Annotated in this window: 12 protein-coding genes and 1 riboswitch; of the genes, 4 read left to right on the forward strand and 8 right to left on the reverse strand. The window is 65.0% G+C overall.

The window, feature by feature from the left end; genetic code table 11:
* Positions 1–27 precede the first annotated feature (27 nt).
* Entirely contained in the window at positions 28–1,521 is a 1,494-nt protein-coding gene (locus MTR66_RS01920; protein WP_243917419.1) for a Ppx/GppA family phosphatase, read from the forward strand.
* Positions 1,522–1,545: 24 nt separating this feature from the next.
* Here the strand turns inward: MTR66_RS01920 and virB11 are convergent, their stop codons facing one another.
* The 8 genes from virB11 to MTR66_RS01960 all read right to left on the reverse strand — a co-directional run bounded on the left by virB11 (position 1,546) and on the right by MTR66_RS01960 (position 9,435).
* Entirely contained in the window at positions 1,546–2,592 is a 1,047-nt protein-coding gene (gene virB11 / locus MTR66_RS01925) for a P-type DNA transfer ATPase VirB11 (RefSeq protein WP_243917420.1), read from the reverse strand.
* A 6-nt stretch (positions 2,593–2,598) separates the two neighbouring features.
* Complete coding sequence (locus MTR66_RS01930; RefSeq protein ID WP_243917421.1) at positions 2,599–3,684, reverse strand: TrbI/VirB10 family protein; 1,086 nt, start codon at positions 3,682–3,684, stop codon at positions 2,599–2,601.
* 3 nt (positions 3,685–3,687) lie between these two features.
* Complete coding sequence (locus MTR66_RS01935) at positions 3,688–4,497, reverse strand: TrbG/VirB9 family P-type conjugative transfer protein (protein ID WP_243917422.1); 810 nt, start codon at positions 4,495–4,497, stop codon at positions 3,688–3,690.
* Positions 4,494–5,726, reverse strand: a complete 1,233-nt coding sequence (locus MTR66_RS01940) for a TrbL/VirB6 family protein (protein WP_243917423.1) — start codon at positions 5,724–5,726, stop codon at positions 4,494–4,496. Before MTR66_RS01940 ends, MTR66_RS01935 begins: the two co-directional genes overlap by 4 nt.
* A 5-nt stretch (positions 5,727–5,731) precedes the next feature.
* On the reverse strand, positions 5,732–8,152 hold the full coding sequence (locus tag MTR66_RS01945; protein WP_243917424.1) for a VirB4 family type IV secretion/conjugal transfer ATPase: 2,421 nt from the start codon (positions 8,150–8,152) through the stop codon (positions 5,732–5,734).
* A 24-nt stretch (positions 8,153–8,176) separates the two neighbouring features.
* A complete protein-coding gene (locus MTR66_RS01950) occupies positions 8,177–8,458 on the reverse strand; it encodes a VirB3 family type IV secretion system protein (protein WP_243917425.1) in 282 nt (93 codons plus the stop codon).
* 10 nt (positions 8,459–8,468) lie between these two features.
* Positions 8,469–8,813 (reverse strand): TrbC/VirB2 family protein, encoded by a 345-nt coding sequence (locus MTR66_RS01955; RefSeq protein WP_268740152.1) that lies wholly within the window; start codon positions 8,811–8,813, stop codon positions 8,469–8,471.
* Between the two features lie 244 nt (positions 8,814–9,057).
* Positions 9,058–9,435 carry a tetratricopeptide repeat protein gene (locus tag MTR66_RS01960; RefSeq protein ID WP_243917426.1) on the reverse strand — a complete coding sequence of 126 codons (378 nt, stop codon included), beginning with the start codon at positions 9,433–9,435 and terminating at the stop codon, positions 9,058–9,060.
* A 294-nt stretch (positions 9,436–9,729) separates the two neighbouring features.
* On the opposite strand from MTR66_RS01960, the gene MTR66_RS01965 reads away from it, so the two are divergent.
* The 3 genes from MTR66_RS01965 (at position 9,730) to MTR66_RS01975 (ending at position 14,953) form a co-directional block, all read left to right on the forward strand.
* Complete coding sequence (locus MTR66_RS01965) at positions 9,730–11,316, forward strand: hypothetical protein (protein WP_243917428.1); 1,587 nt, start codon at positions 9,730–9,732, stop codon at positions 11,314–11,316.
* 88 nt (positions 11,317–11,404) lie between these two features.
* On the forward strand, positions 11,405–14,071 hold the full coding sequence (locus tag MTR66_RS01970; RefSeq protein WP_243917429.1) for a TonB-dependent receptor domain-containing protein: 2,667 nt from the start codon (positions 11,405–11,407) through the stop codon (positions 14,069–14,071).
* 115 nt (positions 14,072–14,186) lie between these two features.
* Positions 14,187–14,380, forward strand: a riboswitch (yybP-ykoY riboswitch).
* Positions 14,381–14,953: a TMEM165/GDT1 family protein gene (locus MTR66_RS01975; RefSeq protein ID WP_243917430.1), complete on the forward strand. Its 573-nt coding sequence runs from the start codon at positions 14,381–14,383 to the stop codon at positions 14,951–14,953. It abuts the riboswitch before it with no gap.
* Positions 14,954–15,001: the final 48 nt, after the last annotated feature.

Genomic DNA, 15,001 nt, shown 5'->3' on the forward strand with positions numbered 1-15,001 from the left:
CCCGGGCCTTACGAATCGCCTGGATTGATGATCGGGATCAGCCACTCGACCGAAAAACGCGCCATTATCGACATCGGGTCGAACACGGTGCGCCTCGTGGTCTACAACGGGCCGCCCCGCGCGCCGGTCGTGGTCCTCAATGAGAAAGTCAACGCGCGCCTCGGCCGCGATCTCAGCAAGACCGGCACCATTTCCGACAAGGCGATGCGCACCGCGCTCTCGGCGCTGGAACGGTTCGCCGGGGTGCTGCGGCTGCTCAAGGTCGGCAATGTCGAGTGCGTTGCCACCGCCGCCGCGCGCGATGCCAGCAACGGTCCCGAATTTCTCGAAGCCGTGCGCAGCTTCGGCCTGTCCCCCCGCCTGCTTTCGGGCGAGGAGGAAGCCCGCGCCAGTGCCGCTGGCGTAATTTCCGCCTTCCCGCACGCGCGCGGCGTGGCGGCAGATCTGGGCGGCGGCAGTCTGGAACTGGTGGAAATCGGCGGAGCCGAAGGCGGGGAAGTAATCGGTGGCGGCATCACCCTGCCCTTCGGCACGCTGCGCCTTCCCGACATACGCGCGGCCGGACCGGAAGCTCTCGCCAATGCCATGCGCGCGGGGCTGACGGAAAAGACCTGGGACAAAGGGCGCGGGCTGCCGCTCTACATCGTCGGCGGATCGTGGCGCGCGCTGGCACTGCAGGCGATGCGTGTGCTCGAATGGCCGGTGGACGATCCGCACGGCTTCGAACTGCCCGCTGAAGACGCCCTGCGCCTTGCGCGCCAGTTCGCGAAAGGCAAACCCGGCGATCCGGACCCGCGCATTTCCAATGCGCGCCTGACCACTTTGCCCGACGCCGCCGCTTTGCTGGTGCAGCTGATCACCTGCCTTGCCCCCTCGCATCTGGTGTTCTCTTCCTGGGGCCTGCGCGAAGGCCTGCTGCACATGCAGCTTCCCGCCCGCATCCGGCAGGAAAGCCCGATGCTCGCCAGCGTTGCCGGTTTTGCACTGGGCGCGCGGATTTCCTTCGACGATGCCGTGCGTGTGGCCGACTGGACCGCACCGGTCTGCCGCGACGAGCCGCAGGACGGCGAAGTGCGGCACGCGGCAACGCTGCTGGCGCTGGCCACGATGCGCACCGAACCCAACTTGCGCACCGAAGAAGCGCTGACCTGGGCGCTGCGCAAACGCTGGATCGGGCTCGACATGCACGGCCGCGCAATGATGGCGATGACGGTCTTCGCCAATACGGGGCTGACCGAAATCCCGTCCGAATTCCTGCGTCTGGCCGACCGGGCGGATCTCGATCGCGCCATCGGCTGGGGCCTGGCCGTGCGCCTGTGCCGCCGCCTTACCGCGTGCGCCGAAGCCGGGCTTGCCGCCGCTTCGCTGGCGATCCGGGACGGCAAGCTGGTACTCACGCTCGATGCGCTCGCCCGGCCGCTGTTCAGTTCCAGCAACAACAAGGACCTCAAGGCCCTGGCCGAATGGCTCAAGCTGGAAGCGGTGGTCGAAACGGACGAAGGCGCACTGGCAGCAAGCTGACGCTCCCCGTCTCAGCTCATCCCGTCATCCTACCAGCGTCTTGCTCTCCGCGATCTGGCTGATCCCGCGCTTGCCGTCCTGACGGTCAAGCTGGACGACGATGTCGATCACCGAAGCGGCATATTCCAGCGTTTCGGCGCGGGTGAGGCCAATCCCGGTCTGCATCGACATCAGCGCGATCTGCTCCAGCGCGCCGCGCGGCGTGTTCGCGTGAACGGTCGAGAACGAGCCGGGATGACCGGTGTTGATCGCGCGCAAGAAGCTCACCGTCTCGGTGCCGCGCAGCTCGCCCAGAACGATACGGTCGGGCCGCAGGCGCAACGCGGCTTGCAGCAGGTCGTTGGCGGAAACCTTCGCCTCGCCCAGTTCGCCCTTCACCGCGATCAGGCCGACGCCATTGGCGCCCGGCAAGTGCAGTTCGGCGGTATCCTCCACCAGCACCACGCGTTCGTGGCCCGGAATTTCGGACAGCATGGCATTGAGGAACGTTGTCTTGCCGGTCGAGGTACCGCCCGAAATCAGGATCGTGCGGCGGCGGCGGATGGCATCGCGCAGGAACGCGATGGGCTCGGCCATGGCATCGGGCGCCGGTTCCTCACGCGGCGGCGTAATCGGGCCCCGGTCATAGGCATCGAGCGGCAGTTCGAGCAGGCGGTGGCGGCGGATCGCCATGGCCCAGTTGGCGCGCGTGGCAGGCGGACCGACAAGCTGGATACGCGCCCCGCTCTTGCCGCCATAGGCAGGCAGCGTGGCGGACAGCAGCGGATGTTCGCGGTTGATGCCCTGATGGCTGATGCGCGCCACCTGCTCGGCCAGCCGCTGCAACAGGCGGTTGTCCATCTCCGGCAGCAGAACATGCTGCATCCCGGGATGCGCGGCATCCTCGATCCAGACTTCGCCCGGCCGGTTGACGAGGATTTCCGTCACCGTCTCCCGGTCGAGCCAGGGGCGCAGCGGCGCCAGATAGGCATCGAGGTAGACGCTGCGCGGTGCCTGCGGCTCGGGGTTTGTGTCAGCCAAGGCCGCGCTCCCCGTACCGCGCTCGGGCTGCAAGGTAAGAACCTCCGCCATGACAGGTCACTGGACCTCGCTGAAATCGAGATCCTTGGCCGTGAACACGCGGATCGGCTGGCCCTGACGCACGCGGATCGTTGGCCCCACGGAGGAGTTGTTCTGCACTGCCGCTGCCGCCGCCGACTGGCCGCCGCCGATCACGACATTCGCGCCGCTGGACGCCAGCGTGGAAAGGCCGCCCACCACCGAAAGCAGCATGGCTGAACCGAAACGTTCGAAGAAATGGCTGTTGACCTTGCCCGGCAGGCCGGTTTCGCCGCCAAAGGCAATTGCTGGCGAACCCAGGTTCACCGAAACCCCGTCCGGACGGATCAGGCGGGTCCAGATCACGTAAGCGCGCTTCTGCCCCGATGTCAGACCGCTCTTGTATTGGCCGATCAGCCGCGAGGAGCGCGGAACCAGCACGTTGCGCCCATCAAAGCTGCGCACGTCGGTGGAAACGATCGCGCGCACATAGCCGGGCACGTCGGTATCGATCGCGGTTTCCAGAACCGCCGGGATCAGCGTGCCCTGCGTCACCGTGGTCGCGGGATCGAACGAGCTGGCCGCCGTCGCGGTCGTGCCGGTGCCGGAAAGGCGCGCGGCGAAATCCTCGTTGGCATTGCCGCCGCTCTTGGCTTCGGCCGCAGAGCCAGCCACGGCGGGAGCCGCACTGACACCTTTGTCGAAAACGACAGTCGGGCTAGCATAGGGATTCGCGGACGGAGCAGGCTTGGCGGCCGGCGGTGCGGCCAAAACCGGTGCCGGAGCCGGGGCAGGCAGCGGTGCCGGCACAGCAGGCTTCCGCTCGGGAACCGCCTCGGCAACAGCCGGGGCTTCGGGCTGCGGTGCGGGCGCCTTGTCCGCCCCCGGATTGGAACCGGCCGAACTGTTGCGGACTGAATCCATCGACCACAAGGTCAGGCCGCCCAGAGCCGCGATGATCAGAACACCGGCAGCCAGGCCCAGCCCGTCCCCACGCTTGCGCTGCGTGACTTGCGGCAGGACATTGCGCGTGGCCAGATCGATGACCTGTGCCCCTTCGCCATCGCGCGGATCGGTCGCGGCATCGGGCGTCAGGCGTTCGCGCACGGATGAATTGGGCGCCATCTCTTACTTCCCCTGTGCAATCGCGGATTGGGACGTGTTCGCAGCCATCGCTGCCCCCGAAGCGGCCGAAACCGGATGGGTGTTTTCCAGCACCGCGCTAGCCTTGCCCGAACGCAGGATGATCTTGCTGGGCACATCGGGCAGCACGATCGTGGATTCATGCACCGAATAGTTGACCGGCCCTTCCTCGCCCTTCTCGTTCTCGATCAGGATGGCGGGAACTGCCGATTTCTCGGGCCAGACGAGGTATGTGGAATTGCCATCGTCATAGATGCGCGCGGGCAGCAGCTTGTCCGAACCCGAGCGCTTCCAAGCGAAATTCAGCTTCGCCGGATCGGCGGGCACGGCCATCGGATCGCCCGACGCCAGCGCTTCTTCCATGGGATTGAGCGCAGCCACGGCCGCGCCCGGAACAGGTGCCGTCTTCGGCTCGTCCTTGTAAGTGAAGCGCAGCATATAAAGCGGCTTGGACTTGGGCGAGGCCACGAGATCGAAGAAATAGGTATGGCGGTTGGTCACGACCGTCATATTGGTGCGCGCCGCCGTTTCGAGCGGCTTCACGAACAGCAGATCCGCCCGCTTGTTCGGCGTGATCTGCCACGCCTGGGAATCGCCCACCGCCACATTCTCGATCGATTCGCCGTCGCCAAAGGCAATCGCGGCCTGGATACCCGCCTTGCCATCGATCCGCACCACTTCATTGTCGCTATAGGCGTGATCGACCAGGCGTGGATCCTCAGCCTGCGCCGGAACGGCCAGGGCGAGCAGAACAGGCGCGAGCAGCGCGGCGCGCGATACCATGGCGCGGGTCATTGCATTTTCTCCTTTGCCAGCGTCCGGCCGGCATCGTTCGAGGCGCCGCGAAACCGGCTGCCGATCCCGCGCGTGCGGGACGTATTGCTGCTGGCGTACATGGGCTCGATGCCGCCGCCCGTCACTTGCGTCACCACTGTACGGCGGTCGCTGCTGCGCGTTTCCGTGCCTGCGGATGGCTGCGAAACGTCGGCCATGGCGGTGGCACCAGCGCTGGCGATCCCCGAAGCGCGCCCCTGCACAGCGGCCGGAGCCGGTGCCGGCGTAAACGCGGGAACCGCCGTTCCCGCCGCCGCGTAACCGCTGCCCGCGCCTTGCGCCCGGCCATCTCCGGCAAGCCCGAAGACGCGCCAGCCCGCCGCCATTGTCGACGCGACCTTGACCACCATGATCATCAGCGCGACGTGAACGGCAGCAACCAGGAAAAAGGCCATGGCGGCCCGCGCATCCACTTCCCCCAGCGCGGCGCTCTGCACCATGCCGGAAATGATCGGCACCAGCAGTTCCAGCGTGACCCCGCCGCCCAGCACCACGAACAGCGGCGTCACGGCCGTCAGCGCTACCCCGCGCAGCCAGCCCGCCGTGAGGCCGCGCGTGCCGTCGAACAGCCCGAAAATGATGAAGACCGGCCCGATGGCGAGCAGAACGGCCAGCGCGATCCGCGCCGTCAGCAGCACGCCCACGGTGCCCAGCAGCAGCAGCAGCGCGCCCATCCACATGATCGTATCCGGCGTCAGCAGCCCGGCCGCGCTCGTTGCCGCCTTGGCGGCCTCGCCGTTGCCCGCGCCCTGTGCGCTGCTGTTCGAGGCGATATCCGAGATCGCGCCGAAGACGATATCGATGCGGTCGCCGAAGATCGTGGTGGCAGAGCCCTTCACACCCATCAGCTGCGCCGCGATCCAGTCCGGCCCGCCCAGCGCGAGATTCCAGACGAACGTCTGGTATGCGGTCAGACTGGTCACGAGCACCAGGACGACGCCCAGACGCAACATGCGCGGCGTCAGCGCGGAAATGCCCAGGGTCGTGCGGCCGGTCAGCAGCGAATAGGCGAAGAACACGATGTAGAGCGTCAGCACGGCGGTGAGCACAGGCGCCATCGCCCCGCCCGCACCGAACAGGCGGCCAAAGGCGCTCCCGGCCATTTCGTTGGCCACACAGTCGACCGCCCGCAGCGCCGGGGCGACCCCGGCGGAAGCGACTTCGGTCAGCTTGTCGCAAGTGCCCGCCATACCGCTTACTCGGCCGCCTCAATCCAGAGCTGGCCGTCTTCGGCATCGCCCGGCCACTGCATGCCGGTGAGCACCGGATACCAGACCGCCGGATCGTCCCCGTAACTCTCGCGAAGCTGATCGAGCTTGCGCACCGTGCTTTCGCGGCCGGAGAGAACCGTGAGCACTTCGGGCATGCCCGAAAGATCGAGCCGGACCACCACCGAGGCATCCGACTGGCGAATCAGGAAGCAGCGCGATTGCGCGGGCAGCGTACGGATCACATCCAGCTCGTGCTGCGTCAGGCCGAAGCCTTCGCAGTAATCCTCATACCGCGCGCGGGCATTGGGCATGAACACCATCGTCGCGGTCTGTTCGACCAGCGCGGTTGCGATCTTGCTGTCCAGCGCATCGCGGGCCGACTGGGTGGCGAAACCCACCAGCGCATTGCGCTTACGCAGCGTCTTCAGCCAGTCGCGGATGCGCGCGGCGAAGACCTCGTCGTCGAGCGCTTTCCAGCCCTCGTCGATCAGGATCATCGTCGGCTCGCCGTCCAGCCGTTCCTCGATGCGGTGGAACAGGTACATCATGACCGGCGTGCGCAAGCGCGGGCTTTCGAGCAGCGCGGTCATGTCGAAACCGAGCACGCGGGCGGAAAGGTCGAGCTGATCGTGCTGGTTGTCGAACAGCCAGCCGTACTCCCCGCCTTCGATCCAGGCATCGAGCCGCGAGGCGAGATCGCCCGGCTCGGGACGGCGCGCGCCCGCCAGCAGTTCACGGAAGTGCGAAAGGCGGCGCAGCGAGGGATCGTTGTGATAGGCCGCGTCCACCGCATTGGCGATCGTCGCCAGTTCCTCCGGCCCTCTCGCTTCGAGCAGCACGCCCAGCCAGTCGCGCAGGAACGCGCGGTTGGTGGCGGAGTCGGGCAGCGAGAGCGGGTTGAAGCCGGTGGGATAGCCGGCGGCAATGCGGCTGTAGGTGCCGCCGATGCCGCGCAGAAACACTTCGGCGCCCCGGTCCTTGTCGAACAGGATGGTGCGCGGCGCGAACTTCTGCGCCTGGGCGGCGAGGAAGTTCATGACCACCGTTTTACCGGAACCCGACGGACCGATGACGGTAAAGTTACCGAGATCGCCCTGGTGGAAGTTGAAGAAGAACGGCGTCGAGCTGGTGGTGGAGAGCAGCGTGACCGCATCCCCCCAGTGATTCCCGCTCGCCTGCCCCATGGCAAAGCCGTGAAGGCTGCCGAAACAGGCCATATTGGCGCTCGAAATCATCGCCCGGCGGACAATGAAGCTCTCGTTCCCGGGCATCTGCCCCCAGAACGCAGGCTCCAGGTTCACGTCCTCGCGTACGGCGACGGCCCCGGCATCGGCCAGCGCGGCGGCACACGAAGCGGTCACTTCGTCCAGCGATTCGAGCGAATCGGCCCGCACCAGCACCGAGAGGTGATGATCGCCAAAGCCCACCGAGCCGGTGCCCAGTGCATCGCGCGCGGAACTCATTTCACGCCGTTCGGCCACGGCTTCCTCGTCCGCCGAGCGCAGGCGGCGAATGGCGAGATCGATGCGTTCGCGCGCGATCTGGCGGTCGCTGGGCGCGTAACTCTCGGTCAACACCAGTTCGCAAGGCAGGCGCAGCAGCGCGTCGGTCAGGCCCGGCGCAGTCGAATCGGGATAGTCCTTCAGGCTCACGATCGAACCGACCGTGCCGCGCCCGTTGGCGCCGCGCAGCTCCAGCGCGTCCATGCCGAAATTGATGCGGCGGTAGCCCAGCATATGGCCGACATCGGCATCCTCGGCAGGACGGCGCACCGGGCGCATCTCGCCGTTGTAAAGCGCGCTCAGCAGTTCGAGCACTTCCGAACAGGTGCCGGCCTGCCCTTCGTAATCCCCCAGCAGCCTTGCGCCATAGGCCCCGAGCGAGGCGGCCATGGCGCTGCCCGCAGCGCGCAAGGCCCGCACGTCGGCCGGATCGGCCTCTTGCGGGGCATAGCCCTTGTTCTTCATCATGCGCGAGAGCTTGTCCGCCCAGCCCGCCTTGCCGCGCGCGGGGCGGCGCACCAGGGTAATGAACTGGTCGTTGACGAAGAGCGCGCCGGAGCCCGTCCGCGCCCGCCAGCGTGCATCGATATGGGCGGCCAGAGGATCGTCGAAATGGCCCTCCATCTCGATTTCCACGCGGCGGCGGATCACGTGATGATAGAGCACGAACCGCGCATCGAGCGTGGAGCGCAGCAGCACCTCGCGCGTGGCGACATGGGCGTTAAGCTCGTCGGTATCGGCGGTTTCGAAGGCAAGCCCCGGCACCATCAGCGAGAACATCACCGAACCGTCGCGCAGCAGCAGGACGTTCTCGTCCACCAGCGCCGCATAGGGCAGCCGGTCGCCCACCAGCACTTCCCGGGCGCCCCAGCCCTTCAGCGGCGATTTCCTGCTCTTGCTCATAAGTCCCCCATCCCCGCTTGCTGCTCAGGGTGCGTAGCTGTTGCAGCCCCAGCGCTTCCAATTGGCAACGCGCGGGCACTTACTGACTTTGGCGATCCACAAGTCAAACACGCGCGGCTCCCGCAAGCAAGCGAGATAGCCCACGCCATGAATCACCGCCGCTGCGGGCAAGGCCCAGAAGCTCTTGGTGATGAGGAAGATTTCCGTCGTCACCGCGGCATTGATGATGAAATAGCTATAGGTGACACCCGCGAACATCTGCGGCCGCGTCAGCGCGCGATGGACGGGATAGCGGGCGAGCCCCATCAGCCGCCCCTTAGCCTACTGCTGCCTGCTGAATGCCCGACACGATCGCGCCGGCACCGAACAGGATGAACACGCCGATGATGACCGTGGCGCCGAAGCGCCAGTTCAGGCGCCCCGTCAGCATCATGAAGCCGACGGCGGCCACCGCCATGACAGCAACCGCCGTGGCGACATTGCCCAGCAACGTGCCCTGCAGCCAGCCGAGAGCCGCCACGATCGGGCCGCTGCCCGCCGGATCATTAGCAACCGTCTGCGCCTGCGCGCCCATCGGGGCCAGCGCCGCGAAAACCGTAGCAAAAGCACTGAAAACACCGCCACGCTTGCGGCGCGAAATCTGAACGTATCGAATCACCATGCCCTCCGTATGAGCGCCCATTGCGCTATACTAATGACAGGTATGTGACGATAACACGGCCAATCTTACACACGTGGAGCAAGCGTTTTCATCCTGCAGCACTGTAAAAGCGCAGAGGACGCCGGTTTCCACCAGCGCCCTCACCCCCGGCAAAAGCCTTCGCATATTTATATAGAACGCAACCCGAAGTGCAGCGGGACAAACGTGCGCGAAATCTCAATCCCAGACGATATCTGGGCGATACTCAGCGCGAAGCCTGCGCGTTCGCGGACAGCAGCCTGTTGAGCGCAGTGCGCGCCGCCAGACGCGAATCCATCCAGGAACCGTCAGCCAATTCCAGCTCATACCGGTCGGAACTCGCCATTGCCGCGCGGTAAGATACGATGGCCTTGTCGGTCCGGCCTGCGGCTGCATAGGCAGCCCCCAGATTGATCAGTGCGGCAGGATCGCCCGCACGCACGGCGCTACTGGCCTCCAGTTTCCGCAAAGCCGCATCGGAGCGGCCACTGGCCAGTTCTTCATAGGCAACGTCCTGCACCTTGCTGGCGGCAGGTGCTTCCACCGCAAGCGAGAAGGCGGACTGGCCAAGCAGTGCGGCGGTCATAAGGGCAGTAAGGGACACGGTCACTCTCCCGGTTTAGCTATCGATTGCAATGTATCCTCCACTTCCCGGGGCGATTTCGCAACAAAATGACGCAAGTGTCATAAAACTGCAATTTAATCGTGAATCGGCGGAAAAACCGCGAGTCGCGGAAGGCACACCACTGCCTGCGCACCGATGGTCATATTCAAGTCATATAAGTGAATATTATTGTCACTGTAGCGCCAACAAACTGTCACCCCTGCCGCCTAGAGGCCCCTGCAACGAGGTGTGGAATCGCCGCCTCGTCCGCGACTCGAACACGGGGGAAACTACGTGAAGAAAATTTCCGGTCTGCTGCTTGTTGGTTGCAGCGCTCTCGCTCTCGCCGGCTGCGGCGCTGATGATATCTCTTCGCCGGGTGCCGGCAGCATCACTGTCAACAACCCGGCCCCGACTCCGGCTCCGACCCCCACGCCGACATCCGGCACGGTCACTGCCGCGGCCGACTGCCCCGCGATCGGCGCGACGACCCAGCTCAGCAACGACGGCACGATCAGCGGTCCCGAAGGCACCTGGCGCGTTTGCACCCTGCCCGCGCTGATCGATGCGGACACCACGCTGCCGAAGATCGACGGCCTGCTCTATCGCCTTCACGGCCGCGTTGACGTTGGCTGCGATGGCGGCTTCAACGCCCCCGCCACCGGCGCCGCCTACACCACGACGACCGCAAGCTGCAACGGCCGCTCGCTGACGTCGGACACGAACGTTACCCTGAAGATCAACCCCGGCGTCATCGTCTATGGCGAAAACGGTTCGGAAGCCGCCTGGCTCGCCGTCAACCGCGGCAACAAGATCGACGCGCAGGGTACTGCCGCCCAGCCGATCATCTTCACCAGCGCGCAGAACGTGCGCGGCGAGAACGATGACACCGCGCAGGGCCAGTGGGGCGGCGTCGTCCTGATGGGCCGTGGCACCGTCACGGACTGCACCGTGGGTTCGATCGCCAACAGCAACTGCGAGCGCGACACCGAAGGTTCGGTCAACCCCGCCCGTTTCGGCGGCAACGACAACACCTACGACGCCGGCACCATGCGGTACTTCCAGATCCGCTACTCGGGCTACGTCCTGGGTTCGGACGTGGAACTTCAGTCGCTGACCGCAGAAGGCGTGGGCAGCGGCACGACGCTGGAATACTTCCAGAGCGTGAACAGCTCGGACGACGGCGCCGAGTTCTTCGGCGGCAACGTGGGCTTCAAGCACTACATCTCCGTGGGTGCCGACGACGACAGCCTCGACCTCGACACCGGCCTCCAGGGCAAGTTCCAGTACCTGCTGCTGCTGCAGCGCGACGGTGACGGCGACGCCCTGATGGAAATCGACAGCAACGGCGCCGAAAGCGACACCCCGCGCCAGAAAACCATCATCGCCAACTTCACTGGCGTTCAGCCCAGCGCGAACAACAACAGCGACGATGCTGCCGTGCTGATCCGCGGCAACTCGGACATCACCTGGGTCAACGGCATCCTCAACGTGCCGAACAACGAGTGTCTGCGTCTGAACGGTTCGGGCACCACCCCGGCCACTCTCACCGCCTACTCGACGGTGATGACCTGTAACGCTGCCAAGTACCTTGGCACCGGCTCCTACAGCGTCACCGACACCCAGACCCAATTCGGTTCGGGTGCGAACGGCAACGACGACTCGTTCACTTCCACGCTGACTGACGCCTTTGTGAACGGCACCAACGAAAGCGGTGTAAGCCCGTTCGACGCCAGCACGCTCGACTCCTTCTTCGACACCACCGACTACATCGGCGCGGTCAAGAATGCGGCCGACACCTGGTATCAGGGCTGGACCTGCGACAGCTCGATCGCCGAATTCGGCTCGGGTGAAGCTTGCACGGCGCTGCCCACCACCTGATCGGGGACCGCCCGGAACATAGGGAGGGGGCGGTCGCTTATGGCCGCCCCTTCATTGCATTCAAAACCTGTTTTCAGGGGGAATTTAGATGACCAAGCCGCGGCTAGTCTCGCTGCTGCTGCTTTCCACGTCGATGCTTGTGCCGTCTCTGGCGCACGCGCAGGAAAGCACTCCGCCCGCCGACACAAGCACCCAGTCCTCCGCATCCGAAGCAGAAGACGCCCAGGACGATACTCCCGACGTCTCCTTGCCCGGCGGTGAAATCATCGTCACCGGCAACCGCAAACGCAACATCGAGCAATATGCGCCGCAGGTCGTTTCCGTCCTTTCGAGCGCGGAAATCGCCCGCACCGGCGAAGGCGACATTGCCGGCGCTCTGGGCCGCGTGACCGGTCTTTCGGTTGTCGGCAACGGCTATGTCTACGTCCGCGGCCTGGGCGACCGCTATTCGCTGGCACTGCTCAACGGTTCGCCGCTGCCAAGCCCGGAACCACTCAAGCGCGTCGTTCCGCTCGATCTGTTCCCGACCAGCGTCATTGCCTCCTCGCTGGTGCAGAAGAGCTATTCGGTCAACTTCCCCGGCGAATTCGGCGGCGGCGTGATCAACCTCACCACCAAGGCCATTCCCACCGAGAGCTTCCTGACCATCGGCGGCGGCATCGGCTGGGACAGCGAGAGCACCAACAAGCTCGGCTATACTTACTACGGCAGCAAGACCGACTGGACGGGCTACGACAACGGCAACCGCAACAAGTCGGTCGAACTCAAGCAGTACCTGAAGAGCGGCACGCTGCTCGACGGTTCGAGCGATGAAGCCAAGGCGATCGGCAGCACCCTGATCAACGGGCGCAACGCCGTGGTCCAGACCGAAAAGAACCTGCCCGTCAACTTCTCCGGAAGCCTTTCGGCAGGCACCAGCTTCGACATGGGCGGCGCAACGCTGGGCGTGATCGGCGCGGCTGGCTACTCGAACAAGTGGCAGACCAAGGACATCACGCAGCAGCGCGTTGCCGGCCTTGAAGCCGATCAGTTTGCCCGCAACTTCCGCAATGTCGTTACCGACAACCACATTGTCGTCAACGGGCTGCTCGGGCTCGGGCTCGAATGGGGCGAGAACCAGCTGCGCTGGACCAACCTCTATATCCACGACACCATCAAGCGGGCTGGCCTGCGCTCCGGCCAGCAGGACAACAATACCACGATCGACTATCTGTATCAGGATACCGGCTGGTATGAACGTCAGCTCTTCGACACCCAGCTCGTCGGCGAATTCAAGTTTGGTGGCGACACGGAACTCGACTTGCGCGGCGGATACGCGAAATCGAAGCGCGATGCGCCTTACGAGATCGAATTCCAGTACGTGCGCCTCAATTCGGGCGGCCCGTTCGGCGATTCCTACGTCAACCGTCTGGACGGCGGCAACCAGGGCGATGCCCGCGTGGCCTTCTCCAAGCTTGACGAAGATGTCTGGTCTGCCGGTGCCGACCTCTCGCACACGTTCGGGCCGGGCTGGACGGGCACGGTGGGCTATGCCTACCAGCTCAACGACCGCAGCACCTCGCGCCGCGCTTTCCAGTTCCGCGCCGCGGGTGACAACAACCTGATCTCGTCGTTCGGCCTGCTGCGTCCGGACGTTCTGTTCCAGCCGGGCACCTTCTACGTCGACGACGTGGCCGGCCTGAACTATTCGATCCTGACCAACGAGATCGACTTTGGCGGCGCCGCCTTCGACGCATCGCTGAACAACCACGCCTGGTATGCCAAGCTGGCCGGTCAGCTGACGGATGCCCTCTCGTTCGATCTGGGCGTGCGTTGGGAATATGCCAACCAGAAGGCGGCCGTGGTCCCCGTCACCGGCACTACGACCTCGATCCCCGATACCGAACTCGAAAACGAGTACTGGCTCCCGGCACTCACCCTCACTTACGAAGTCCAGCCGGGCATGCAGGTCCGGGTCAGCGCCTCGAAAACGATCGCACGCCCGCAGTTCCGCGAGCTGCTGTACCAGACCTTCTTCGATCCGGACAGCAACCGCAGCTACCGGGGCAACCCGCTGCTGAAAGACAGCCAGCTGTACAATGCCGAAGGCCGTTTCGAATGGTACTTCGACCGTGACCAGCGGGTATCGGTCGGCGTGTTCTTCAAGCGCCTCGACAACCCGATCGAAACCTACCTGACCGACGTCAACAGCTTCATCACCAGCTATGCCAATGCACCGAAGGCTGACCTCTACGGTGCCGAAGTCGAGCTGCAGAAGTACTTCGACCTGTTCGCCGACCGTCGCCTGCTGATCGGGGCGAACTACACCTACACCAAGTCGAAGATCAAAGTTGGCGCAAGCGACACCACGGACGTGTTCGGTGCTCCGAATTCCCCGGCCAGCGCCTACTTCCGTGATGGATCGCCGCTGACCGGCCAGTCCGAGCATATCGCCAACGTCCAGATCGGCCTGGAGCAGCAGGGCGGCCTGTCGCAGCAGACCTTCCTGTTCAACTATGCCAGCAAGCGTTCGATCAGCCGCGGTCTCGCCAACTCCGGGCAGCCGGACTACGTCGAGAACCCCGGCCTCACCATCGACTTCGTTGCGCGCCAGGGCATCTATCTGGGCAGCAAGGAAATCGAGCTCAAGCTTGAGGCCCGGAACATCACCGGACGCAAGCACGAAGAATACCAGCTGCTTCCGACCGGCCGGATCGACGTCAACACCTACGACGTCGGCCGCGTGTTCTCGGCATCGGCTTCGATCAAGTTCTAACCTGTTCCTCACCGGAAGGTCCCTGCCCTTCCGACGGCACCTATACGGCCCGGCTGCAATCATGCGGCCGGGCCTTTTTTTTGGCTTTCCCGCCCGGCAGGCATCGCGTAAGCGGGCCATTGTCATCTGGGGAGTAGCCGTCCGCCCATTCCCGGCGGAACCTGCCGTCAACATACTTGGCCGAGAGGCCATGGCGCGCAGGAGAGTGGGATACCGCTCGGGCGAGACCAATGACGCTTGCGGTTCCGTCTGGCCGGGCGGGTGCCGTATGCGTCGTTGCGTCCTGTCTGCCCGGCCCGGAGAATTTTCTTGGAAGCCCTTCTCACCTCCACCGCCGTCGTTGCCCTTGCGGAGATCGGCGACAAGACGCAGTTGCTGGCGATCGTGCTGGCTGCCCGCTTCCGCCGCCCCTGGCCCATCATCGCCGGTATTCTGGTGGCGACACTGGCCAACCATTTCCTGGCCGCGCTGGCAGGCGAACAGGCCGCCGCGCTCCTGGACGGGCGCTGGTTTCGCTATCTCATCGCGGCAAGTTTCATCGTCATGGCGGGATGGACGCTGATCCCCGATACATTCGAGGAAGACGACGAACCAAAGCCTGGCCGCTTCGGCCCGTTCCTGGCCACCACGATCGCGTTCTTCCTTGTCGAGATGGGCGACAAGACCCAGATCGCCACGATCGCGCTCGGCGCCCGTTTCCAGAGCGTGCTGCCTGTGATGACCGGCACCACGCTGGGGATGATGATCGCCAATGCGCCGGCGGTGTTCCTGGGGCAGGAGATCGTCCGGCGCGTGCCGCTCGGCACGGTACGCATAATCGCCGCTTTGCTGTTCCTTGCCATCGGGCTGTGGCTGCTTGTGCAGACAACCGGCTGGGTTTGACAGGCGGGGCACAGAAAATCCGTTTCAAAACAGGCACTGCATCGTCCG

This window comes from Novosphingobium beihaiense, from assembly GCF_022832375.1.
In the GTDB taxonomy this organism is placed as follows: domain Bacteria; phylum Pseudomonadota; class Alphaproteobacteria; order Sphingomonadales; family Sphingomonadaceae; genus Novosphingobium; species Novosphingobium beihaiensis.